General features: G+C 57.5%; 22 protein-coding genes. 5 read left to right on the forward strand and 17 right to left on the reverse strand.

The features are described 5' to 3' along the window. Nucleotides 1-34 precede the first annotated feature (34 nt). From hmeg3_RS03950 to hmeg3_RS24635, 5 genes are read right to left on the reverse strand one after another with little or no spacing between them, the layout of a single operon-like run. Nucleotides 35-1,726, reverse strand: coding sequence for an ABC transporter ATP-binding protein (locus hmeg3_RS03950; protein ID WP_094566124.1), 1,692 nt, complete (start codon nucleotides 1,724-1,726; stop codon nucleotides 35-37). A 2-nt stretch (nucleotides 1,727-1,728) separates the two neighbouring features. Beyond that, nucleotides 1,729-2,550, reverse strand: a complete 822-nt coding sequence (locus hmeg3_RS03955) for an ABC transporter permease (protein WP_094562576.1) — start codon at nucleotides 2,548-2,550, stop codon at nucleotides 1,729-1,731. Continuing rightward, nucleotides 2,547-3,491 (reverse strand): ABC transporter permease, encoded by a 945-nt coding sequence (locus tag hmeg3_RS03960; protein ID WP_094562577.1) that lies wholly within the window; start codon nucleotides 3,489-3,491, stop codon nucleotides 2,547-2,549. Before hmeg3_RS03960 ends, hmeg3_RS03955 begins: the two co-directional genes overlap by 4 nt. A gap of 38 nt (nucleotides 3,492-3,529) precedes the next feature. Next, nucleotides 3,530-4,408, reverse strand: a complete 879-nt coding sequence (locus tag hmeg3_RS03965; protein ID WP_094562578.1) for a hydrolase — start codon at nucleotides 4,406-4,408, stop codon at nucleotides 3,530-3,532. Beyond that, complete coding sequence (locus hmeg3_RS24635) at nucleotides 4,401-4,562, reverse strand: hypothetical protein (RefSeq protein WP_157739209.1); 162 nt, start codon at nucleotides 4,560-4,562, stop codon at nucleotides 4,401-4,403. The genes hmeg3_RS03965 and hmeg3_RS24635 overlap by 8 nt, the downstream gene beginning before the upstream one ends. 159 nt (nucleotides 4,563-4,721) lie before the next feature. Here hmeg3_RS24635 and hmeg3_RS03970 point away from each other — a divergent pair, with 159 nt between their 5' ends. Then, complete coding sequence (locus hmeg3_RS03970) at nucleotides 4,722-5,639, forward strand: LysR family transcriptional regulator (RefSeq protein WP_094562579.1); 918 nt, start codon at nucleotides 4,722-4,724, stop codon at nucleotides 5,637-5,639. Nucleotides 5,640-5,705: 66 nt separating this feature from the next. Here hmeg3_RS03970 and hmeg3_RS03975 read toward each other — a convergent pair whose 3' ends face one another. Next, entirely contained in the window at nucleotides 5,706-6,116 is a 411-nt protein-coding gene (locus hmeg3_RS03975; RefSeq protein ID WP_094562580.1) for a GNAT family N-acetyltransferase, read from the reverse strand. 54 nt (nucleotides 6,117-6,170) lie between these two features. Beyond that, nucleotides 6,171-7,736: a sensor domain-containing diguanylate cyclase gene (locus hmeg3_RS03980; protein ID WP_094562581.1), complete on the reverse strand. Its 1,566-nt coding sequence runs from the start codon at nucleotides 7,734-7,736 to the stop codon at nucleotides 6,171-6,173. A 314-nt stretch (nucleotides 7,737-8,050) separates the two neighbouring features. Here hmeg3_RS03980 and hmeg3_RS03985 point away from each other — a divergent pair, with 314 nt between their 5' ends. Continuing rightward, nucleotides 8,051-8,275, forward strand: coding sequence for a hypothetical protein (locus tag hmeg3_RS03985; protein WP_094562582.1), 225 nt, complete (start codon nucleotides 8,051-8,053; stop codon nucleotides 8,273-8,275). 311 nt (nucleotides 8,276-8,586) lie between these two features. Beyond that, nucleotides 8,587-10,287, forward strand: a complete 1,701-nt coding sequence (locus hmeg3_RS03990) for a methyl-accepting chemotaxis protein (protein WP_094562583.1) — start codon at nucleotides 8,587-8,589, stop codon at nucleotides 10,285-10,287. A gap of 183 nt (nucleotides 10,288-10,470) precedes the next feature. Here hmeg3_RS03990 and hmeg3_RS03995 read toward each other — a convergent pair whose 3' ends face one another. Beyond that, nucleotides 10,471-10,947 carry an Lrp/AsnC family transcriptional regulator gene (locus tag hmeg3_RS03995; RefSeq protein ID WP_094562584.1) on the reverse strand — a complete coding sequence of 159 codons (477 nt, stop codon included), beginning with the start codon at nucleotides 10,945-10,947 and terminating at the stop codon, nucleotides 10,471-10,473. A 139-nt stretch (nucleotides 10,948-11,086) separates the two neighbouring features. Between hmeg3_RS03995 and mdeB the strand changes: the two genes are divergently transcribed. Together mdeB and hmeg3_RS04005 are read left to right on the forward strand one after the other, a co-directional pair. Then, nucleotides 11,087-13,783: an alpha-ketoglutarate dehydrogenase gene (gene mdeB, locus hmeg3_RS04000; protein ID WP_094562585.1), complete on the forward strand. Its 2,697-nt coding sequence runs from the start codon at nucleotides 11,087-11,089 to the stop codon at nucleotides 13,781-13,783. A gap of 324 nt (nucleotides 13,784-14,107) precedes the next feature. Next, nucleotides 14,108-14,866 (forward strand): SDR family oxidoreductase, encoded by a 759-nt coding sequence (locus hmeg3_RS04005; RefSeq protein ID WP_094562586.1) that lies wholly within the window; start codon nucleotides 14,108-14,110, stop codon nucleotides 14,864-14,866. A gap of 78 nt (nucleotides 14,867-14,944) precedes the next feature. On the opposite strand, the gene hmeg3_RS04010 is transcribed toward hmeg3_RS04005, so the two are convergent. The 9 genes from hmeg3_RS04010 to hmeg3_RS04050 form a co-directional block, all read right to left on the reverse strand. Beyond that, entirely contained in the window at nucleotides 14,945-15,469 is a 525-nt protein-coding gene (locus hmeg3_RS04010) for a UbiX family flavin prenyltransferase (RefSeq protein ID WP_369828856.1), read from the reverse strand. A 94-nt stretch (nucleotides 15,470-15,563) separates the two neighbouring features. After that, entirely contained in the window at nucleotides 15,564-15,875 is a 312-nt protein-coding gene (gene grxD / locus hmeg3_RS04015; protein WP_094562588.1) for a Grx4 family monothiol glutaredoxin, read from the reverse strand. Between the two features lie 285 nt (nucleotides 15,876-16,160). Next, nucleotides 16,161-16,514, reverse strand: a complete 354-nt coding sequence (hpf, locus tag hmeg3_RS04020; protein ID WP_094562589.1) for a ribosome hibernation-promoting factor, HPF/YfiA family — start codon at nucleotides 16,512-16,514, stop codon at nucleotides 16,161-16,163. A 246-nt stretch (nucleotides 16,515-16,760) separates the two neighbouring features. Then, nucleotides 16,761-18,242 (reverse strand): RNA polymerase factor sigma-54, encoded by a 1,482-nt coding sequence (locus hmeg3_RS04025; protein ID WP_094562590.1) that lies wholly within the window; start codon nucleotides 18,240-18,242, stop codon nucleotides 16,761-16,763. Between the two features lie 17 nt (nucleotides 18,243-18,259). Continuing rightward, nucleotides 18,260-19,003, reverse strand: coding sequence for an LPS export ABC transporter ATP-binding protein (gene lptB, locus hmeg3_RS04030; RefSeq protein WP_050476521.1), 744 nt, complete (start codon nucleotides 19,001-19,003; stop codon nucleotides 18,260-18,262). A gap of 1 nt (nucleotide 19,004) precedes the next feature. Next, entirely contained in the window at nucleotides 19,005-19,562 is a 558-nt protein-coding gene (lptA, locus tag hmeg3_RS04035; RefSeq protein WP_094562591.1) for a lipopolysaccharide transport periplasmic protein LptA, read from the reverse strand. 48 nt (nucleotides 19,563-19,610) lie between these two features. Beyond that, entirely contained in the window at nucleotides 19,611-20,213 is a 603-nt protein-coding gene (gene lptC, locus hmeg3_RS04040) for an LPS export ABC transporter periplasmic protein LptC (RefSeq protein WP_094562592.1), read from the reverse strand. Further along, a complete protein-coding gene (locus hmeg3_RS04045) occupies nucleotides 20,210-20,761 on the reverse strand; it encodes an HAD family hydrolase (RefSeq protein WP_094562593.1) in 552 nt (183 codons plus the stop codon). The genes lptC and hmeg3_RS04045 overlap by 4 nt, the downstream gene beginning before the upstream one ends. Next, a complete protein-coding gene (locus tag hmeg3_RS04050) occupies nucleotides 20,761-21,789 on the reverse strand; it encodes an SIS domain-containing protein (RefSeq protein ID WP_094562594.1) in 1,029 nt (342 codons plus the stop codon). Before hmeg3_RS04050 ends, hmeg3_RS04045 begins: the two co-directional genes overlap by 1 nt. Between the last annotated feature and the right edge of the window lie 142 nt (nucleotides 21,790-21,931).

Here is a 21,931-nt window from a genome sequence, read left to right on the forward strand (position 1 = left end):
TGCGTGAATGAAGATTGATGACGATGTTATAGGGTCAAGCATGGATTGGTGTAGCGATGGCCGTTGCAGATGCCACCGGTTCGTCAAAACGCCATTTGAGCTGCATGCCGCCACTGGGTGTCGGGATCAATGCGGGGATCGCTGACAGGAGTGTACGTGTATAGGCATGCTGAGGCTGATCGAAGACGGCGTCGCGGCTGCCTTGTTCAATGATGCGCCCGCCTTGCATGACCAGCACGCGATCTGCGACTTGTTCAACCACGCCGAGATCGTGGCTGATGAACAGGCAGGAGAAGCCATGCCGGTCCTGCAGCTCGGCGAACAATTCCAACACCTGCGCGCGCACCGTCACATCCAGCGCCGACACCGGCTCATCGGCAATCACGAATGAGGGATGGCGCACCAGTGCGCGTGCAATCGCTACGCGCTGGCGCTGGCCTCCCGAGAGTTCATGCGGATGGCGGTCGCCGTATTTGCCGTCGAGGCCGACTTCCTGCAGCATCTTCGCCACGCGGGCACGCTTGTCGGCAGCCGACATGCCGTCGATCTGACGCAGGCCTTCGCCGACCAGCTGGGCAATCGTCATGCGCGGATTGAGCGAGGAGTAGGGATCCTGAAACACCATCTGGCAATTGAGGCGGTAGTCGCGCCAGCCTGGATCGCTGCGATGGATGGCGTGGCCCTTGAACAGGATGTCGCCTTCGGACGGTTTGATCAGACCGGCGATGGTGCGGCCCAGCGTGGTCTTGCCGGAGCCGGAGCCGCCGACGACGGCGACGATTTCCCTGGGCTGGATAGCCAGATCGATGCCGTGCAAAACGCGCTTGGAAACAGTCTTTGAAAACAGGCGCGGATGACCGCCGTATTCGACCACCAGATTGCGGACTTCGACCACCGGCTCGGCCGCCGGCAAGGTGCGTGCCGGCTGGCGGCGTGGAATCGCTTCCAGCAGCTTGCGCGTGTAGTCTTGAGCGGGTGCGGCCAGCATGGCGGCGGTATTGCCGGATTCGACCACTTCGCCTTGCTTCATCACGATGACGCGCTCGGTATAGCGCGCGACCATCGGCAGGTCATGGCTGATCAGCAGCACTGCGGTGTTGCGCTCGCGGGTCAGGTTGACCATCAGTTCCAGCACATCGCGCTGCACGACGGCATCGAGCGCGGTGGTGGGTTCGTCGGCGATCAGCAGAGCCGGTTCCAGCAGCATGACGGAAGCCAGCATCATGCGCTGGCGCATGCCGCCGGAGAACTCATGCGGCCATGCCGACAGCGCTGCCCTGGGATCGGCGATGCCGACGCGGGCCAGCATGTCCAGCGTCAGTTCGCGGCGCATCGACTTGGTCAGTTGCGGGCGATGCAGCGCGAGGCCTTCGTCCAGCTGCGAGCCGATGGTCGAGGAAGGATTGAGCGATGTCATCGGCTCCTGAAACACCATGCCGATGCGCGCGCCGCGCAATGAGCGCAGGTGTTTTTCAGCAGCTTGGGCGATGTCTTCGCCTTCGAACACGATGCTGCCCGCTGTACGGATCAGGGGTAATGGGGTCAGTCCCATGATGGCGCGCGCGGCCTGCGTCTTGCCGCTGCCGGATTCCCCGACCAGGCCGACGAATTCGCCGGGAGAGACCGAGAACGACACGTCGCGGACGATCTGCCGTCCCTTGGTGCCGATAGCCAACGTCAGACCGGAGACGTCAACGAGTTTGCCGGCGACGGGTGTGGAAGCCATGTTCATTCCAGACCTTTCATGCGGGGATCGAGCAGGTCGCGCACAGCGTCGCCAAGAAAGTTGATGCCCAGCAGCGTGAGTGCGATGCACAGACCGGGAAAGATCGACAGGTAAGTCGCTTGTTCCATGTAAGGCCGCGCCGAGGCCAGCATATTGCCCCAGGTCGGCGCCGGTGGCGGCACGCCCAGCCCGAGGAAGGACAAGGCGCTCTCGGCCAGGATCACCCAGCCGAACATTGACGTCGCCAGCACGGTCAATGGCGCAATACAGTTAGGCAGGATATGGCGCACCATGGTGTACAGCTCGGAGTTGCCCAGCACGCGTGAGGATTCGATGAACTCCTTTTCGCGCAGCGACAGCACCGTGCCGCGCACAATGCGTGTGACCGACGGCGTATACGCCAGACCGAGCGCAAGGATGATGCCATATTGATTTGCCCCGAATACCGCCAGCAAGGCCAGCGCCAGAAGCAAGCCGGGAAATGCCAGCAAGGCATTGATGAAGGCCATCACGATGCGGTCGACCCAGCCACGCACGAAGCCCGTGACCACGCCGATACAGGTGCCGACCACGATGGCGAACAGTACGGTCAGGAAGCTGATCCATACGCTGTTGGACGCGCCGGCCATCAGGCGCGACAGCTCATCGCGGCCGAATTCGTCGGTGCCCAGCAACCATGCTGCACCGGGTGGCTGGAAGCGTGCGGAGAAACTGATCTTGAGCGGATCGTGCGGTGTCCATACCAGCGCCAGCAACGCAGCGCCGAGGATGAACGCGATGACCAGCAGACCGATCAGCGCTTGCGGAGTACGGAATTTTTTCATTCGGCCAGCACCCGTGGGTCGAAGAGGGGATAGCAGAGATCGACGACCAGATTGGTCAGCACATAGATCACCGCCACGAACAGCAGACAGCCCTGAATCACCGGATAGTCGCGTGCAAAAATCGCGTCTACCAGCAAGCGGCCGAGGCCGGGAACGGTGAACACGGTTTCCACCACGGCCACACCGCCGAGCAGATTGCCCAGCACCAGGCCGATCAGTGTCCAGGTCGGGCCGAAGGAGTTGCGGAAGGCGTGGCGCATCATCACCGCGCGCTCGGACAGACCCTTGGCGCGCGCGTGGGTGATGTAATCGAGGCGCAATACTTCCAGCGTACTGGCGCGCGCCATGCGGATGAGCACGCCGATTTCATGCAGGAACAAGGTCATGATCGGCATCACCAGATACAGCAGGCCGGTTTTCCAGTCGGTCATGACCGAGACGTAACCCACCACCGGCAGCCAGTCCAGCTTCAGCCCGAAGAACAGCAATAACAGCAAGCCCAGCCAGAAGGTCGGCAGCGACACCAGCAAGGTGGCGGCGCCGACCAGCGCGAGGTCGGGCAGGCGGTTTTGCTTCCATGCCGCGATCATGCCGGCCGGAACAGCCACGACCACCGCGAGGATCACCGCCACGACCACGATCTGAGCGCTCACCATGAAGCGGCTCAGCACCAGTTGCAGCACCGGTTCGCCAGTCGTGATCGATACGCCGAGATCGCCACGCAAGGCGTGGCCGCCCCACACGCCGAACTGCACCAGCCAGCTCTTGTCGAGTCCCAGATGCGTGCGCAACTCCAGCAGGCGCGCCGGATCGGCGAGATCGCCGAGCAGCAGCTGCGCCGGGTCGCCGGGAATCAGGCGTATCAGTACAAACACCGCGACCGCGACGATGAACAAAGTCGGCAGCGCCATGGCCAGTCGATTCAGCGTGAAACGAAACATGTGATGTGTTCTCCCCGCGGAAAGTTAAGTCGGCTAGTCTAGCTTGCCGCCGACGCGCTGCGCAAAGCGCGTAACGTTGCGGCGAAAAAATCCTGCACCTTGCCGACGCAGGCCATGCCGTTGTGCGGCACGTTGTCGACCACGTCGAGCTTGACCTTGACGCCGGCGGTTTCAAACGATTTGCGCAGGCTTTCCAGGCGTTCAGGACGGTTTTTTCCGGCATCGTTGGCGCCGGGCATGAAGAACTTGCCGCCTTCCTTGTGCGTGATTTCCCAGGTTTCGATATCGGCTTTGCCGACGATCATGTGCACCGGCAAGGTCTTCAGCGCGTCCAGGTTGAGCGGTTTGCCGAAGCGTGCCGCAAAGTCGCGCACACCGACCCACCAGTCCTGATTGAAGTCGAGCAGCGTGACCGAACCCGGTGCGCCGACCGACAGCGCCCACAGGCGTTCCGGATGAAGATAGCCGAAGCGATTGACGAACTGGCCGCCGCCGGAATAGCCGAACAGGGCGAATTTCGAAAAGTCACAGCCGAACTTGGTCGCCACTTCATCGACCATGTCGAGCAGGACTTCGTCGTAATGGATATCGCCTTCGCGCAATTGCTTGAAGCCGTCACGGTTGCCGTCGCCTTTCGGGCCGGCGGGGAAAAGCGGGCACAGCACGATGCAGTCGTTCCATTTCGCGAACTCGGCAAAGGCGTCGCGGTACTCGGTGAAGGCGCGACCGGTGCCGTGCATCACGACCACCAGTTGCATCGGGCGTGAACCGGCGCTGCCGATATGCGGCGGCACGTAAGTGCAGTAAGAGAAGCGCGGATCGCTGCGCGAGGCGTAGATGGTGCTGTTGCCCAGATCGTAGATGGCGCGGGCGCGCAGGTCGAATTCGGCGGCGGTCGCCGTCACGGTGTCAGACATGGGAAATCCTTGATGAATACAAACGGGAGGGATGCGCGGTACAGTTTGCAACGGCGTCGATGGCGACGTCGTCCAGATTGTCTGGATTGTCCGCATCTTGCAGATAAGCGGACGGCGTACAGGGAATCGGAACGGAAGGCATCGAAGCAGTCATGGCCTGGTTTGTAGGGCGGTTTGCCGGCAAATGGTCAACTTATGTTTCGATTATGTGACAAACAAAAGAAAATAAAAATGTAGAAATCGTTTAGCATAGATAAAGAATTTATTTACTATTTATATTTCGCCATTTCCTTCGTGCGCTCGCCGTCCACCCATGAGCACCATACGTTTTCTTCGCACCTTCGTCGCTGCCGCCCATGGCGGATCCTTTGCGGCCGCTGCCGATCAGGTCTCGCTGACGCAGGCTGCCGTCGGCCAGCAGATGCGCGCACTGGAAGCGGAGCTGAAAACCACGCTGTTCGACAAGACCGGACGCAGTATGGTGCTGGCGCCGGCCGGGCATTTGCTGCTGCCGCGCGCCGTGGATCTGCTGGCGCAATACGAGGCCCTGCGCCGCGATCTGCAGAATCAAGAGCCGATTGCCGGCAATCTCAAGCTGGGTTCGCTGATTACCGGTATGGGTTTGCTATCGTCGACGCTGACTGAACTCAAATTTCTGCATCCGAGTCTGGAAGTCGAGCTGCGCGTGCAGGATCAATCCAAACTGATGGAAGACGTCATCAGCGGTGAACTCGATGCGGCGCTGGTGGTGGAGCGCCAGTGGCCGGAAAAACCGGGTTTGCTGTGGACGCAATGCTACGTCGAGACGCTCACCGTGATCGCCAACTCCAGTATCGCCAGCGCCGACTCGACGATCAGCAGCCTGTTTGCCGGCTATCCCTTTATCCGCTTCGACCGCCGCACGCCGACCGGCGCGCATATCGACAAGATCATGCGCGGCATGCAGTTGGTGCCGCAGGATTTTCTGGAGCTGAACTCGATCTTGTCCATCGTCGAGCTAGTGCGCAAGAATGTCGGCTTCACGATGGTGCCGTTGCTGAAGAACTTCGACTGGGAAAGCGATCCCAGCCTGTGCGTGCTGCATCTGCCGGGCAGGCCGGTCGCGCGCCGTCTCGGCATTCTGGAAAGCGGCCGGCGCAGTCACATCACGAGTGTGGTGCGGGAGGAGTTGTTGGAGCAATTGCAGCGCATGCGCCCGGGCGGCCGACTGCAGAATGGCGTGTCGTCGTAGGAAGTCTGTGGCGCAGTGGTATTGTCGGCGCTGGTTGTCGCTGGTTGTCGCAGGTTGCTTAACTGACTAAGTGATTCGCAGCGACATCCCGGATTTTGCGGGTGGCAGTGAGGCTTCAAATCCATAGCGCTTGTAAAACTCCGGCGTACCGTGATCGGCCATCAGGCTGACGTAGGCTGTGGGTAAGGCTGTCTCGTGAATATAGTGCATGAGGCGTTGCATGATCAGATGGCCCATGCCCTTTTTCTGATGTGCCGGAAGCACCGCGATATCGACGATTTCAAAGAAACAACCGCCATCACCAATGACGCGCCCGATCCCGACGGGTGTGGTATCAGCATAGACAATCACGCTGAACAAACCATGCTTCAAGCCGATAGTCGCGGCTTCAGGCGACTTGCGGCTCAGCCCTGCTGCGAGTCGGATGTTGATGTAGTCGCTGACCGACGGGACTTCGTCTTTGAGTTGATAGTGCATGTTGTGGCATGTTGTACGTTGAGAAGAAAATCCGGTTACCGCACAGTAAAGTCATCAAGGATTGCCGGTTGCTGGAATCGGATGATGAACCTGGATGCGATCACGTCCCGAAGCTTTGGCGCTGTAGAGCGCAGCATCGGCAGCGCTGACAAAACTGGCTGCCGAATCTTTTTCCGTAATGGACGTGAGCACGTCGATGCCGGCGCTGACGGTGACGATGCCGGCAGTGTTGCCGACGTGTTCTATTTTCAGCGCATGCAGGGCTTTGCGAATGGATTCCGCCACCACCAGGGCGCCATCCAGGTTGGTGTCGGGCAGCAGCACGGCAAATTCTTCGCCGCCGTAACGAGCGGCCAGATCGTTGCTGCGTTGTTCGCTGGCCTTGATGACCGCCGCGACTTGCCTGAGACATTCATCACCGGCGACATGGCCGTACAGATCGTTGAATTTCTTGAAGTAGTCGACATCAATCAGGATCATTGCCAGCGGCGTCGCCGACTGTTTGGCGCGCGACAGTGCATGATCGATTGCCTGGTCGAATTTGCGGCGATTCGCGAGCCCGGTCAGGCCGTCTTGCTGCGCCAGTTTTTCCAGCGTGACGTTCAGATCTTGCAATGCATCCCGGGCATTTCTGGCTTCCTCTTCGGCGTGAATCCGCATCTTGATCTGACGAACCAGGCGCAAGCCAAGCACAGCGATCACGGCCACGATACACAGCGTGAGTATGGCTCTGACAATGGCAAGCCGCTGCCAGCTTGCCAGGATTTCATCCTTGGACAAGGCGGTGGTGATAAAAATCGGATAGTAGTTCAACCGCCGATAGCCATTGAGCCGCTCGACACCATCCTGCGTCGATTTGATCATTGCCGAACCGTTGCCATTGCCATGCTTGTACAAGGCATAAAGCGGGCCCTTTGACATATCCCTGCCCAGCGAATCCGGCAGCAGTGGCCGACGCGCAATCTGGATACCGTTATCCAGAATCAATGCAATGGCGCCGTGCTGTCCGATGTCGAAGGTCTGGTAAAAATTGATAAAGTAGTTGACGTGGATGGTGGCCAGGACAACACCGGCGAACTGTCCATCGGCGCTGTCGAGACGGCGCGACAGCGGAATCACCCAGTCGCCCGAAGAACGCGCCTGAAAAGGCGTGCCGATGTGAGGGCCGGGATTGCTGTTGGTCCGGTGAAAGAGAAAATATTCCCGATCCGCGCTGGAGCCATATTCATCCTTGTTGGGCAGGGAATTGACGATGCGCAGACCCTCTTTGTCGAAAATGGCGAGGCCCTGCAGCTGTGGCAGCTCCTTGACGCGTAGCATCAGTAGTCTGTGCAACCGTTCCAGCGCTGCAGGCGAAGTGCCGTCAACGAGGACACGTTCCGACAGGCCGAGCAAGGACGTATCGGCGGCCTTGAATGTGTCGTCGGCGTGGCGTGCCAGCGAGCGCGACATATTATCGGAGGTGACTTCCGACTCACTGAGCTGATCGGCGCGTTCTTCCCAGATGGTCCAGCCAATCAGACTGGTGAGCGATATGCACACCAGAAGCAGGAAACTGATGGCTGAAGAGGTGACCGTCGCATTTTGTGTCGGTGTCAGAACAGTTGGTGTGGGACGCATTGCCTTTGCTCGGAAGAAAGGGGGGCGGCCGGATCATTCGTCGGGCGCATTATGTTTATTCTGTCGTATGCCGGTGTTGTGACGTAGTGTTGCGACTCTATCATGCCAATCTGCCATCCCGAACGGTAGAAATAAGCGGTAAATCCCCATCTTCAGCCGTGAATCGTTAGATCTGTGGCAAAAATGCCTGTGACAATTTGCCACATTCGTTTTTCGCTCCAGTATTTATATACTGGCAGCCCGGCTCCAGCTGTCTGCCGTTTTTCTGTATTTCGCTGCATTTCCTTTTACATAGAACTCTCCGGCATTCTCTTATGCAACACAACGCATCCAACAAGGCGCGATCCTCATTCAGTTTGTCGAATGTGCAAGTAGCGCTGCTCCTGCTGATCGCCGGCGTTTGTCTGATTTCGGCAACGTGGGTGTTTGCGGTCGACATTGGTCGCGTTCCTGTTTCGCTGTGGGATATCTGCAGCAGTGCACTTTCGTCCACGCCAACCGAAGCTGCCACATCCAGTGTGACTAAGCCAGCGAAATAGCCGTCGGCGGCCCTTCCGGCGTATCCCCGCGCAATGTATTGATCCTTCCTGTCAAGGAAGTTCTTTTTCCTATAAGGCTCGTCTTTTGGCGGGCTTTTTTATTGCCTCATTGCATTGTCATTGCCGGCCCGCAATCCCTTTCTCATACCGGGATGCAGAGTGGTACTGGCTAACTTTTCGTGTCATTTTTCCCACTCAGGAAAACCCCGATATTCGCGCTTGAAGATTAGGCAGAAGATTCGTTCACCCACTAGACGTACCCAACGATAGTACCCACTGAAGTGCCTCACTTACCACACAGGGAGAACAACATGAAAAACTGGAAAATCGGCTTACGCCTTAGTCTTGGTTTCGGTGCAATCCTGGCGCTGCTCGTTGCAGGCGCCGGCTTCGGTCTGAGCCAGGTATCGAAGCTCAATGACCGGGTGGAATTTCTGACTTCCGTTGACGAAGGCAAGTTGTTGGCATTGAGCAAGATCCAGTTCGCCATCGGACTGCGCGCCATTGCCGCACGTAATCTGGTGTTGGTAGCTGATCCTGCAGCACAAAAGGGTGACATCGAACTGGTCACCAACGCACAAAAAGATATCGATCAAGGCCTGGCAGAGTTGACTACGCTGATGAAAAATCCAGCGGATTCCAATGACCAGGAGCGTCAAATGTTGTCAGAACTGAGCGCGCTGGAAGCGAAGTATTTGCCGATCGCTAACAAGATCGCGGGCTTGGCAACGGCGCAGCAGACTGACGCGGCCAAAGCAGCGCTGATTGCCGACTGCATGCCGCTGCTCAAGAAAGTTATCACCCATATCGCTGAATTCAACAGCATGATGCGCGCCAATAGCAAAGCCAATCTGGCCAGTGCACAGGCTGCGTATGAAGTGTCCAAATGGACCATGTTCACCATCACTGCGCTGTCGCTGGTGCTTGGTTCGCTGATTGCCTGGATGCTGACTCGCTCGATTTCCCGTCCGCTGAAAGAAGCTGTTGCCATCGCTCAAAACGTGAGTGCCGGCGACCTGACCAGCGACATCAAGGTGCAAAGCAAGGACGAACTCGGTCAACTGATGCTGGCGCTGAAAGATATGAACGGCAATCTGTTGCGCATCGTCGGCGATGTTCGCCACGGCACCGACACCATCGCTGCTGCATCGACTGAAATCGCATCGGGCAATCTGGATCTCTCGTCCCGTACTGAACAACAAGCCGGCTCGCTGCAGGAAACTGCATCGGCGATGGAAGAACTGACTGCCACCGTCAAGCAAAACGCCGAGAACGCCAAGCAAGCAAATCAACTGGCAGAAACCGCATCGAACATCGCCATCAAGGGCGGCGCCGTCGTGTCCCGTGTTGTCGACACCATGGCATCGATCAACGAATCGTCGAAGAAGGTCGTAGATATCATCGGCGTGATCGACGGCATCGCTTTTCAGACCAACATCCTGGCATTGAACGCCGCTGTTGAAGCAGCACGTGCCGGCGAACAAGGTCGAGGTTTTGCAGTGGTCGCTTCGGAAGTACGTAGCCTGGCACAACGTTCTGCTTCTGCTGCAAAGGAAATCAAGGAACTGATCGGCAATTCGGTTGAGAAAGTCGACGCAGGCACCGCACTGGTGGATGAAGCAGGCTCGACCATGGGCGAGATCCTGGAAAGCGTGAAGCGCGTCACCGGCATCATGGGTGAAATCAGCTCGGCCAGCGATGAACAGACTCGCGGCATCGAACAGATCAATCAGGCGATCGCTCAGATGGATCAGGTTACACAGCAAAACGCTGCACTGGTCGAAGAAGCCGCCGCCGCCGCCGCATCGATGCAGCAACAAGCCGGCAACCTGGCTGACGTGGTCGCAGTCTTCAAGCTGGATGAGCAACATCAGCAAGCTGTCGAAACCAACGTGATCAATGCAGTCAGTCCGGCACGTATGAGCAAGACGTCGACAGCACAAGTGCATCGCCTGCCCAAGGCGGTCAGCGCACCAGCTCTGGAAATGGAAGAGTTCAGCTATGCAGCCTGATGAGATCCGATCAGAAATATCAACGAATTTGTTGTGGGGGTAGTGAGTAGTGGGGTGAGGGGATGAGGTGCAGCATGCGCAAGCAAGGCCTCATCAGTTAATGCGAAAGCATTGACGTGCAGGCGGTTCACAGCAATGTGAACCGCCTTTTTTTACTTGACGATTGCCGGTGGCGGGTGCGAACTATCGCGATAGAGAATCGCCGATGGGCAGCGCAGTTTTATATTTGACCTGTTTGAGTGCGAAGCTGGAGCGAATGTTCTTGATGCCGGGGATTTTGGTTAGGTGATCGAGGATGAAATGTTCCAGCGCCTGCAAGTCGGCCACGACAATGCGCAGCAGATAATCTTCGTCACCCGTCATCAGGTACACCTCCATGACTTCGTCGAAAGCGCTGACGGCCGTTTCAAAATTCGCCAGCGCAATCGATTCCTGTTTTTCCAGGCTGACTTTGACGAAGACGTTGACCTTCAAGCCCAGCAGGTGAGGATTGCCGAGCGCCACATAGCGCGAGATGATGCCCTCATTTTCGAGCCGCTTGACGCGCGCAAGCGTGGGTGACGGCGACAGGTTAATCTTGGAGGCGAGCTCAAGATTGCTCAAGGCGCTGTCTTCCTGCAGGATGCTCAGGATGCGCAAATCAATGGCGTCGAGTTCCATATGTGAAATTTAAATCCGTTAATTTTTAATTGGCGGTATATCGTGCTGAATATTGTATGTTAAACCATCCATTTCAGTGACTCATTTTGCTTCATCCGGCGTACATTGGTCATATTGATCAAGGAGATAGAACGTGGAAATGTCATCAGCAAGCGGATTCGCCAAAGACATCGATATCGACGCAGAAGAAACCCAGGAGTGGTTGCAGGCATTGCAAGGCGTATTGCAGGAAGTCGGCCCCGATCGTGCGCGCTTCTTGCTGTCGCGTTTGTCGGCGGCAGCTCAGCAATGGGGCATCAACTGGCGCGACGCGCGCAACACGCCCTACATCAACACGATCCGGCCTGAGCAGGAACCGCCTTTCCCCGGCGGATCGGATGCGCAGGCGATCGAAGAACATCTGGCCACCGTCATGCGCTGGAACGCGCTGGCGATGGTGGTGCGCGCCAATCGCGCTTACGGCGAGCTGGGCGGTCACATCGCCAGTTACGCGTCGGCGGCGGATCTGTTCGAAGTCGGCTTCAACCATTTCTTCCGGGCGCGTGATGCGCAGTTTGCGGGCGATCTGGTGTACTTCCAGCCGCATTCCGCACCGGGTATTTATGCACGCGCTTTCCTCGAAGGTGCGTTGACTGAGGACGACCTCAGTTTTTATCGCCGTGAAATCGAAGCCAAGAAACACGGCAAGCAAGGTCTGTCGTCCTACCCTCATCCATGGCTGATGCCGAACTTCTGGCAATTCCCGACCGGTTCGATGGGGATCGGTCCGATCAATGCGATTTATCAGGCGCGCTTTCTGCGCTATATGGAACACCGCGGCCTGCTGCAGGATCAGGGACGCAAGGTGTGGGGCGTGTTCGGCGACGGCGAGATGGACGAACCGGAATCGCTGGCAGCATTAAGCCTGGCCTCGCGGGAGAAACTCGATAACCTGATTTTTGTCGTCAACTGTAATCTGCAGCGCCTCGACGGACCGGTGCGCGGCAACGGCCATATTGTCGACGAGCTGGAAACACTGTTCGCCGGCGCCGGCTGGAATGTCATCAAGTTGCTGTGGGGATCGGACTGGGACGGTCTGTTTGCACGCGACAAGGACGGCGAGCTGATCGATGCGCTTAATCGCACCGTCGACGGGCAGTTGCAAACTTTTGCCGCCAACGATGGCGCATTCAACCGCGAGCATTTCTTTGGCCAGACCGCCGGTACGCGCAAGATCGCTGAGACGCTGACCGATGAGGAAATCAATCGCCTGCGTCGCGGCGGTCACGACATGAAGAAGATTCACTCGGCTTATCACGCGGCGGCCAACCATCGCGGCCAGCCGACGGTGATTCTGGCGCAGACCAAGAAGGGCTACGGTATGGGCGCGGCGGGTGAAGGCAAGATGACCACGCACCAGCAAAAGAAGCTGGACGAAGAGGTCTTGATCGCTTTCCGCAATCGCTTCAAACTGCCGATCAGCGACGAGCAGTGCAAAAACCTGGCGTTCTACAAACCGACCGCCGACAGCGCCGAAATGAAGCACCTGCTCGGCCGTCGCGCCGCGCTCGGCGGTCATATGCCGCGTCGCGTCGCCGGCGATGCCACACGCACTGTTCCTGCAATTGAAACGCATGCCAAGTTTGCGCTGGATGCCGAAGGCAAGGAAATGTCGAGCACCATGGCGCTGGTGCGCATGCTCAGCAGCATGCTCAAGGATGCGGACTTCGGCAAATATGTGGTGCCGATAGTAGCCGACGAGGCGCGCACTTTCGGCATGGCGAATTTGTTCCGCCAGGTCGGCATTTATTCGTCGCAAGGCCAATTGTATGAACCGGAAGACATCGGTTCGATCTTGTCCTATCGTGAGGCCAAGGACGGGCAGATTCTGGAAGAAGGCATTACCGAAGCCGGCGCAATTTCATCGTGGACCGCAGCGGCGACCAGCTATTCGGTGCATGGTTTGCCGATGCTGCCGTTTTATATCTACTACTCGATGTTCGGCTTCCAGCGTATCGGTGATCTGATCTGGGCGGCTGCTGATCAACGTGCACGCGGCTTCCTGATTGGCGCCACATCCGGCCGTACGACGCTGGGCGGCGAAGGCTTGCAGCATCAGGACGGCAGCAGCCACGTGACCGCTGCAGGCATTCCGAACTGCGTGTCTTACGACCCGGCGTATGCTTATGAAATGGCGGTGATCGTTGACGAAGGCATGCGTCGCATGCTGGAACGCAACGAGGACGTGTTCTATTACGTTACCGTCACCAACGAAAACGAAGCACAGCCGAGCATGCCGCAAGACGTTGGCATCAAAGGCGGCATCAGGGACGGAATCCTGCGCGGCATGTATTGCCTCGATGCGAAAGCCGATGCCCAAGTGCGCTTGCTGGCGGCAGGCCCGATGCTGAAGGAAGCATTGTCGGCGGCGCGCATGTTGCAGGATCAATTTGGTGTCATCGCAGAGGTCTGGAGCGTTACCAGCTTCACCGAGCTGGCGCGTGACGGTATCGCCGTCGAGCGTCAGAACCGCCTGACGCCATCGGCACGCACGCAGCCCTATGTAACGCAACAGCTGCAAGCCGGCAAGGCGCCTGTCATTGCCGTCAGCGATTACGTACGCACCTTGTCGGAGAGTATTCGTGCATATGTGCCTGCACGTTATGTCACGCTGGGGACTGACGGTTTTGGCCGTAGCGATACGCGCGCCAATCTGCGCGATTTCTTTGAAGTTGATGCGCGCTGGATCGCCTATACGGCATTGACCGAAGTGTTCAGCGAGGATGCCGTGAAATTGCAAGCCGCTGCAGAAAAACTGGGTGTCGACCTGACCAAGCCGCTGTCGACATCGGTCTGATGTAAAGAATCCACTGTTGAGGTCGCCGCCGGACACTGATTGTGCGGCGATAACAAAACGCCATCTCCCGTCACAAGCGGGGATGGCGTTTTTGTTTGTTTTGTTTTTGTTTTTGTTTGATGCAAGGGGTGCTCTATAGCGAAGATGGGAAAGAATCCGCTTGCTTGAAAATATCTCATCCGCAGCCGACATCTCAACTGCTATATTGATGGTCCGCAAAGTGCATGCGTTTCGTCTGCACTTTGCATCTGCACAATCATAAGAATTGAGATACAGGGCGTTCAGCCCGAACGCATCAAGTTACTAAATAAAGGAGCGACACAGATGGCAGCACCGAAAAGAATCGCCTTGGTTACCGGCGCAGGTTCCGGTATCGGCAAACAGATCTCGCTGGCGCTGTTGCGCGAAGGCTATGCCGTTGTATTGGCCGGACGTCGTGCAGAGGCTTTGCGAGAGACCGTGGAGGCTGCGGGCGAATTTGGCGGCAATGCGCTGGTTGTCTCCGCCGATGTGAGCGACCCTGCCTCGGTGAAGAATCTGTTCGCGAAGACGAAGGAAAAATTCGGACGCCTCGATCTGCTGTTCAACAACGCTGGTATTTTTGCACCGCCGATGTCGATTGAAGAACTGAGCTATGAGCAGTGGAAATCTGCCGTGGATATCAATCTGACAGGTGTGTTCCTGTGCACGCAGGAAGCGTTCAGGATCATGAAGGATCAATCGCCGCGCGGCGGTCGCATCATCAACAACGGCTCGATCTCGGCGCACGCGCCGCGGCCGTTTTCAGCGTCCTACACGGCGACCAAGCATGCTATTACCGGGCTGACCAAGTCGACATCGCTCGACGGCCGTCGCTACGACATCGCCTGCGGCCAGATTGATATCGGTAACGCATCGACGGACATGACCGAACTGATGAAGAAGGGTACCTTGCAAGCCGACGGTTCTACGCAGGTTGAGCCAACGATGGACGCAGGCCACGTCGCAAAAGCGATTCTTTACATGGATAGCTTGCCGCTGGACGCCAATGTGCAGTTCATGACGGTGATGGCGACCAAGATGCCGTTTATCGGTCGTGGCTGAAGAGGACTGCTAACGATTAATTCGATCAGCATCAAAAAGCGGAAAACAAAAAAGCGCTGCCGGAAACGGGAGCGCTTTTTACGTTTGGGGATTCTTAAGTCCGTTCCAGCGTGGCGTCAGCGCATGTGGAATGGCGAACAGGTCCAGCACGCGGCCCAGCGTGTGATCAATCATTTCATCGATGGATTGCGGACGGTGATAAAAACCGGGCAGGGGCGGGAAAACGATGCCGCCCATTTCAGTGACGCTGGTCATGTTGCGCAGATGCGCGAGGTTGAACGGCGTCTCACGCACCATCAGCACGAGGCGGCGGCGCTCCTTCAGCACGACATCGGCGGCACGGCTGATGAGGTTGTCGGACAGGCCGTTGGCAACGGCTGCCAGCGTTTTCATGGAGCAGGGCGCGACGATCATCCCGGTAGAGGTGAACGAGCCGCTGGCGATCGATGCGCCGACGTCGCGCACCGGATGCACGACATCTGCCAGCGCTTCGACATCCTTGCGGCTCATGTCGAGTTCCTGGTGCAGATTGAGTACACCGGCCTCTGACACCAGCAGATGGGTTTCGATCTCCGTGTCGCGCAGCACATGCAGCAGGCGCACACCGTAGGCAACGCCGGTGGCGCCGGTGATGGCGACGATCAGACGTTGAGGTTCCGATGCCTTGGGTGCGGCTGTCGTCGCGGCAGACAGAGGATTAGCCCTTGAACAGGGTTTGCAGTTCGCCGGCTTCGTACATTTCGTTCATGATGTCGGAGCCGCCGACGAATTCGCCGTTGACATACAGTTGCGGGATAGTCGGCCAGTTCGAATATTCCTTGATGCCCTGGCGAACGTCCGGGCTTTCCAGTACGTTGACGGTGACGATGTTTTCAGCGCCGCTGGCCTTGAGCAGTTGGATCGCTTTGCCTGAGAAGCCGCATTGCGGAAATTGCGCTGTGCCCTTCATGAACAGGACGACAGGGTTTTGGGTAACGGTTTCTTTGATCCAGGATTGCACTTCGCTCATGACTACACCTTCAAAAAGTTCTCAATGACGACATTATATGAAAAAGCGAGCCTTCGCGTTGAGGTCTGCTGATTCTGCGGATACGGTGTTGCGAAATGGAAAACTGTCTTTCAGGCAACTTCAGCGAAAAGACGAAAACAGGTAAATTATTTGTCATTGCCTTACCGGCAAGCAAAGGCGGGTGGGGACAGAAAGCCGGGGAAAGACGTAAATAGTATAAAAACAAGAAAGGGCGCTGACGCGCCCTTTTTCTTTTGCCGGTCCAATCCGCCGGCTAGTTGGATATCACGAGGCAGCTGCTGGCGTTGGTTCTTCCGGCAGGCGTTTTGCCATCGAGTGATGGTTTTGTACCCGGTCCTTATGCTTGATGACCTGGCGGTCCAGCTTGTCGATCAGCATGTCAATAGCGGCATACAGGTCATGTGCAATGCTTTCGGCATGCAAGTCCTTACCCTTAATGTGAACGTTGATTTCTGCTTTCTGGCGTTTTTCTTTTTCTGTCAGCTTGTCGACGCTGAGGATCACACTGATGTCGATGACGTGATCGAAATGGCGCTTAATACGCGTCAGTTTGCTTTGCACGTATTCGCGGATTGCAGGGGTCAAATCGAGGTGATGGCCACTAATGGTCAGATTCATACAGCACTCCTATCGTGAGGTTGCTGGAGGTTCCTGGAACCTGGTTAATGTCTTGCTGCGAAGCCATGATCCGGCATCGTCCGGTGCTCGAAATTCTGATGTACCCAAGTACATTCCGGTTTCTACGCTCCGGGCGCCACCAGCTGATGGCTTCTCGCGACAGACCTTAAACAGGTTTTGCGCATTGTCCGGTTGTTTGTGGAGCATTACGCTAGAACACAGCAACAGGTGCTACTACAGAAAAACTTACAGAGATTTGCGGAGATTAACTGGCGGTATCTTGAGCACTTCGCGGTATTTGGCGACGGTACGTCGCGCTACCACCATGCCCTGTTCCGCCAACATGTCTGCAATCTTGCTATCAGAGAGTGGGTTCTTAGGGTCTTCTGCTCCTATCAGTTGTTTGATGAGAGCCCGTATCGCGGTGGAGGATGCTTCACCTCCTGCTTCCGTTGCGACGTGGCTGCCAAAGAAGTATTTCAACTCAAACATGCCATGCGGGGTCAGCATGTACTTCTGAGTCGTTACACGAGAAATAGTGCTCTCGTGTAGACCCAGTGTATCAGCTATTTCACGCAACACAAGGGGTCTCATGGCAACTGCGCCATGAGAAAAAAAGTTGCGTTGCCGTTCAACAATTGCCTGAGCGACACGCAAAATTGTGTCGAAGCGTTGTCGCATATTTTTGATAAGCCACTTGGCTTCCTGCAACTGCGAGCCCAGCGAACCGTCGCCCTTGGTTTGCTTCATTGCATTGGCGTACATTGCATTGACGCGCAGCCGCGGCATAACGTCGTGATTGAGCAAAACCTGCCAGCCATCTTTGGTCGCTTTGACAATGACGTCGGGGACAACATAGTCGGAAGTCTCCGACGCGAAGGCGGAGCCGGGATGCGGGTTGCACTGACGGATGACGGCTTGCGCTTCTCGCAAGTCTTCATCGTCGCAACCGAGTGCTTTCTTGATTTTATTGAAATCTCTTTGGGCAAACAGAGGCAGGCATTCTTCCACAATCGTCAGCGCCAGGCGGCGTGTGACAAAGGCAACTTTGGGCAGGCGCTTGATTTGCAATGCGAGACATTCCGATGCGCTGCGCGCACCGATGCCGGCGGGGTCAAAACTTTGCAGCAGCTTCAGCGCAATAGAAAGCTCTTCCAGTTCGACTTCAAGTTCTTCCGGCAGGCGCGCGAGAATATCCTCCAGCGGCTCTTCCAGATAGCCGTGATCGTCCAGCGCATCGATGATCAGTTCCACCAGCGCGCGGTCGCGCAGCATGCGCACTGTCAGGCGTGCCTGCTCCGCGAGATGTTCGCGCAGCGTGACGGTATGTGCTTCCAGTTGGGGGCGCGCATCTTCATCGTCCGGTGTTTTTCCGGTGCGGGCAACGTCGTCGAAACTCCATTCGGCGTCGCCGCTGACATTGTTGTCGTCGCCACCGAGACTGTCGGCGTGTTCAGTCGCCTCTGCTTCGGTCGGTGCGCTGCTGACGACGTTCTCGGCCGGATTGGCCTGCTCGGCGGGCGTCGAACTGATGGCGCCATCGGCCAGCAGACGCACCGAATTGTCGAGTGCGTCGTCGAGGCGTTCCAGCAATGGATTGTCGGAGAGGATCTGTTCCAGTTCCTGATGCAATTCCAGTGTCGACAATTGCAGCAGACGGATTGACTGCTGCAACTGCGGCGTCAATGCCAGATGCTGGGATGTGCGTAACTGGAGAGATTGTTTCATTCAGGTGGCCTGGGGCACTACATGCGGAAGTGTTCGCCGAGATACACACGGCGGACGGATTCATTGGCAATAATGTCGTCAGGGCTGCCGCTGGCCAGCACGGTGCCCTGATTGATGATGTAAGCGCGGTCGCAGATGCCGAGCGTTTCGCGCACGTTATGGTCGGTGATCAGCACGCCGATGCCGCGCTCCTTGAGAAAGCGCACGATGCGTTGAATCTCGATGACCGCGATCGGATCGATGCCGGCGAAGGGTTCGTCCAGCAGGACGAAGCGTGGGTCAGTCGCCAGTGCGCGCGCGATTTCGACACGGCGGCGTTCACCACCGGACAGCGACAACGCCTGGCTTTCACGAAGCTTTTCGATTTGCAGTTCGTGCAGCAGATTGTTGAGGCGGCCTTCGATCTCATCGCGGCTGAGCGGCTTGCCGTTTTCTCTGCGCAATTCCAGCACGGCGCGGATATTGTCTTCCACGGTCAGCTTGCGAAATACCGATGCTTCCTGTGGCAGATAGGACAAGCCCATCGATGCGCGCTGGTGAATCGGCAGGCGCGAAATGTCAGCGCCGTCCAGATCGATTTCTCCACCGTCCGACGGCACCAGGCCGACGATCATGTAAAACGACGTCGTCTTGCCCGCGCCGTTGGGGCCGAGCAAACCGACCACTTCGCCGCTTTCCACTTCAAGCGAAACGTCGCGCACGACCTGACGCGCGCCATAGCTCTTTTGCAGTCCGCGGACGACCAGAGAACTTGTCGCCATCTTAGGGTCCCTTCGGAGAATCAACGCGTGGCTGAATGATCGCCGTGATACGGCCGCCACCTGGTTTGCTTTCGCCGGTGTTGGTGTTGTTGACCGAGTAGAACTCGGCACGGCTGTCATAAGAGATGAACTCGCCGTTGACTTCATCCGTGATGCGAGGGCCGTCCATGCGCTGCATGTGCGCGCGTGTAAACAATTTGGAGATTTCGGTCTTTTCACTGTACTCGATGCGTTCCGCCTGGCCTTCGATCCACAGGTTCGGGCCACCGTCACGCTTTTGACGGAAGCTGGCAAGCTGCCCCGGCGCTGCGTACAGGATTGCAAATTCATAGCCGGCCGGATCGGTCGTCAGCACAACCTTGCCGGCTTTGATCAGCAGCGTGCCGCGCGTGAGGATGACGTTTCCGGTAAAGGTCTTCACCTGTTTGACGTCGTCGTAGACCATCTGCTCGGCTTCGATGCGTGTCGGCTTCTCGGTGTCCGCTTTTTCAGCACGGACGATGCCGCTCGCGGTCATCAGAACCAGAGTCAGCAGAGGCAATAAAAGATTCGTTTTCATATCATCCTGCGCAAGTATCTCGCTTGGTTATGCCAGCTGGCGGTGAGGCTAGCGTGGACGCGGCTGGTAGGTGCCGCGCACATTGTGTAGTAACTGGAATTCCTGTGTTGCATTGTTGGCGATCATGCCGGTGCCGGTCATGATTGATGCGCCCATGGTCAGCTCGACCGGTTTGTCTGTCTTTGCAATATCGTCGTCCGGCAGCAACAGCAGATATTCGGTTTTCAGATGCATGTTCTCGGACTTGGCGGTAGCGGCGCGATTACCGTTGACGTCGCCGTACATATGAATCTTGCTGTTGTCGTCTTCAATTCTTGCGCGTTGCGAGTGCAGCGTCATTGGGGCCTTTTCTTCCGACAAGGTCGTGATGACCGGTAGCGTCACCTCAAACGAATCGTCGTCCGGGAAGTGGACCATCCTGGCGCCGGTAATGTCGTAGCGCGGCTGGCCGGTTTCCGACATTTTGACGTAGCTGAACTTTTCGACGTAATAGTCTGGCTTGCTGTGGGGACGCGGTGCGAGCGAACCGTCGCTATTGCTGCGCAGGACTTGTAATACCCAGAAACTGGCCAGTGCCAGCGCCGCGAGGACGGCGACGATGATGGCCAACCGGATGCGCTGCGCTGCGCGTTCGCCGCTGTGATTGCTCATGCAAGATAACCGGCCAGCGCCGTCTCGTAGTGGCCTTGCGCCGTCAGGATGAAGTCGCACAGTTCGCGTGCCGCGCCATTGCCGCCGAAGCTCTCGGTAATGTAGTCAACGCGTTGCTTGACGTCGTGATGGCCGTTAGCCACGCAAGCGGTGAAGCCGACTTTGGTCAACACCGGTAAATCGATGACATCGTCGCCGAGATAGCCGCAGGCGGATGCCGGGATGCCGGTCTGCTCCAGCAATTGCGCAAAGGCGATGCGTTTGTCGTGTACGCCCTGGAACACATGCGCGATGCCCAGATCCTTGGCGCGCCGCAATACGATCGGTGACTGGCGGGCGGTGATGATCGCCGTCGCGATGCCGCCAAACTGCTGCAGCATCTTGATGCCGTGACCGTCGAGCGCGTTGAAGCGCTTGATGGGTTCGCCATCCGGCCCGTAATACAAACCGCCATCCGTCAGTACGCCATCGACGTCAAAAATCATCAGCCGTACTTGCTTGGCGTTGGCAATGGCGGCGGCGCTGGCCTTACTGAATCGGTCGGCCATCAGATCACCTTGGCGCGCGTCAGATCATGGATATGCAGCGCACCGACCAGTTTGCCGGCGGCATCGGCCACCAGCACCTGGTTGATACGGAATTCTTCCATCAGTTGCACGGCATCCACCGCCAGCTGATCCGGCGTAATGGTGCGCGGACCGCGATGCATGACGTCGGCAATCGACGATTTGGTGAAATCTTCACCGCGCTCCAGCAAGCGGCGCAGATCGCCATCGGTGAACACGCCGATCGGGCGATAGTCGTCGTCGACCACCGCCGTCATCGCCATGCCCTTGCGGGTAATTTCCATCAGTGCGGCCGACAGCGATACGTCGGGAGTGACCGCGGGGATGGCGTCACCGGTGCGCATTACGTCGCGTACATGCGTGAGCAGGCGACGGCCAAGCGCGCCACCGGGGTGTGAGCGGGCGAAGTCTTCTTCCATGAAGCCGCGTGCGTCCAGCAGCGACACCGCCAGTGCGTCGCCCATGGCCAGCGTGGCGGTGGTGCTTGCGGTAGGGGCCAGATTCAGGGTGCAGGCTTCCTTGTCGACGCCGACGTTCAGATGAATCGCCGAAAGCAATGCGAGGCTGGATTCGTCGTTGCCGGTCATGGCGATCAGATAGGCGCCCATGCGCTTGATGATCGGAACAATCGCCATCAATTCGGCGGTTTCGCCGGAGTTGGAGATGGCAATGAAAACATCATTCGGCGTGACCATGCCCAGGTCGCCGTGCGCGGCTTCCGCAGGATGCATGAATAACGTCGGCGTGCCGGTCGAGGCAAAAGTCGCGGCAATCTTGCGGCCGATATGGCCGGATTTGCCGATGCCCGACACCACAACCCGTCCTTTGCATTCCAGCAAGACGCCGACGGCGCGAGCCAATGGCTCATCAGCGTTGTCCGACATCCGGGCCTTCATCGCCAGGATGGCGTCGGCTTCGATCTGCAGGGTTTGACGGGCGAGACTCAGCGCGCGCTGTGCGCTTTCGGTAGAAAAAGCTTTTGGCAAGATTTTATGTTCGGTTACACTCATAACCGAAGTATAAACGAATTACGAAAGCAAAAAACTTGCCAGATGTAACCTCGTGTAGCGCTATGGATGAATTTGGTGAGCACAACGGTCCAAATCGGCCCTTCCGGTAACCGGATATAAGGCTGAAACGCAGGCGGGACAG

The sequence above is a fragment of the Herbaspirillum sp. meg3 genome, assembly GCF_002257565.1.
Taxonomy (GTDB): Bacteria; Pseudomonadota; Gammaproteobacteria; order Burkholderiales; family Burkholderiaceae_D; genus Herbaspirillum.

Coding starts and splice junctions, on each gene's coding strand:
- hmeg3_RS03950 (WP_094566124.1), bottom strand. CDS start 1,726: ATGGCTTCCACACCCGTCGCCGGCAAACTCGTTGACGTCTCCGGTCTG.
- hmeg3_RS03955 (WP_094562576.1), bottom strand. CDS start 2,550: ATGAAAAAATTCCGTACTCCGCAAGCGCTGATCGGTCTGCTGGTCATC.
- hmeg3_RS03960 (WP_094562577.1), bottom strand. CDS start 3,491: ATGTTTCGTTTCACGCTGAATCGACTGGCCATGGCGCTGCCGACTTTG.
- hmeg3_RS03965 (WP_094562578.1), bottom strand. CDS start 4,408: ATGTCTGACACCGTGACGGCGACCGCCGCCGAATTCGACCTGCGCGCC.
- hmeg3_RS24635 (WP_157739209.1), bottom strand. CDS start 4,562: ATGACTGCTTCGATGCCTTCCGTTCCGATTCCCTGTACGCCGTCCGCT.
- hmeg3_RS03970 (WP_094562579.1), top strand. CDS start 4,722: ATGAGCACCATACGTTTTCTTCGCACCTTCGTCGCTGCCGCCCATGGC.
- hmeg3_RS03975 (WP_094562580.1), bottom strand. CDS start 6,116: ATGCACTATCAACTCAAAGACGAAGTCCCGTCGGTCAGCGACTACATC.
- hmeg3_RS03980 (WP_094562581.1), bottom strand. CDS start 7,736: ATGCGTCCCACACCAACTGTTCTGACACCGACACAAAATGCGACGGTC.
- hmeg3_RS03985 (WP_094562582.1), top strand. CDS start 8,051: ATGCAACACAACGCATCCAACAAGGCGCGATCCTCATTCAGTTTGTCG.
- hmeg3_RS03990 (WP_094562583.1), top strand. CDS start 8,587: ATGAAAAACTGGAAAATCGGCTTACGCCTTAGTCTTGGTTTCGGTGCA.
- hmeg3_RS03995 (WP_094562584.1), bottom strand. CDS start 10,947: ATGGAACTCGACGCCATTGATTTGCGCATCCTGAGCATCCTGCAGGAA.
- mdeB (WP_094562585.1), top strand. CDS start 11,087: ATGTCATCAGCAAGCGGATTCGCCAAAGACATCGATATCGACGCAGAA.
- hmeg3_RS04005 (WP_094562586.1), top strand. CDS start 14,108: ATGGCAGCACCGAAAAGAATCGCCTTGGTTACCGGCGCAGGTTCCGGT.
- grxD (WP_094562588.1), bottom strand. CDS start 15,875: ATGAGCGAAGTGCAATCCTGGATCAAAGAAACCGTTACCCAAAACCCT.
- hpf (WP_094562589.1), bottom strand. CDS start 16,514: ATGAATCTGACCATTAGTGGCCATCACCTCGATTTGACCCCTGCAATC.
- hmeg3_RS04025 (WP_094562590.1), bottom strand. CDS start 18,242: ATGAAACAATCTCTCCAGTTACGCACATCCCAGCATCTGGCATTGACG.
- lptB (WP_050476521.1), bottom strand. CDS start 19,003: ATGGCGACAAGTTCTCTGGTCGTCCGCGGACTGCAAAAGAGCTATGGC.
- lptA (WP_094562591.1), bottom strand. CDS start 19,562: ATGAAAACGAATCTTTTATTGCCTCTGCTGACTCTGGTTCTGATGACC.
- lptC (WP_094562592.1), bottom strand. CDS start 20,213: ATGAGCAATCACAGCGGCGAACGCGCAGCGCAGCGCATCCGGTTGGCC.
- hmeg3_RS04045 (WP_094562593.1), bottom strand. CDS start 20,761: ATGGCCGACCGATTCAGTAAGGCCAGCGCCGCCGCCATTGCCAACGCC.
- hmeg3_RS04050 (WP_094562594.1), bottom strand. CDS start 21,789: ATGAGTGTAACCGAACATAAAATCTTGCCAAAAGCTTTTTCTACCGAA.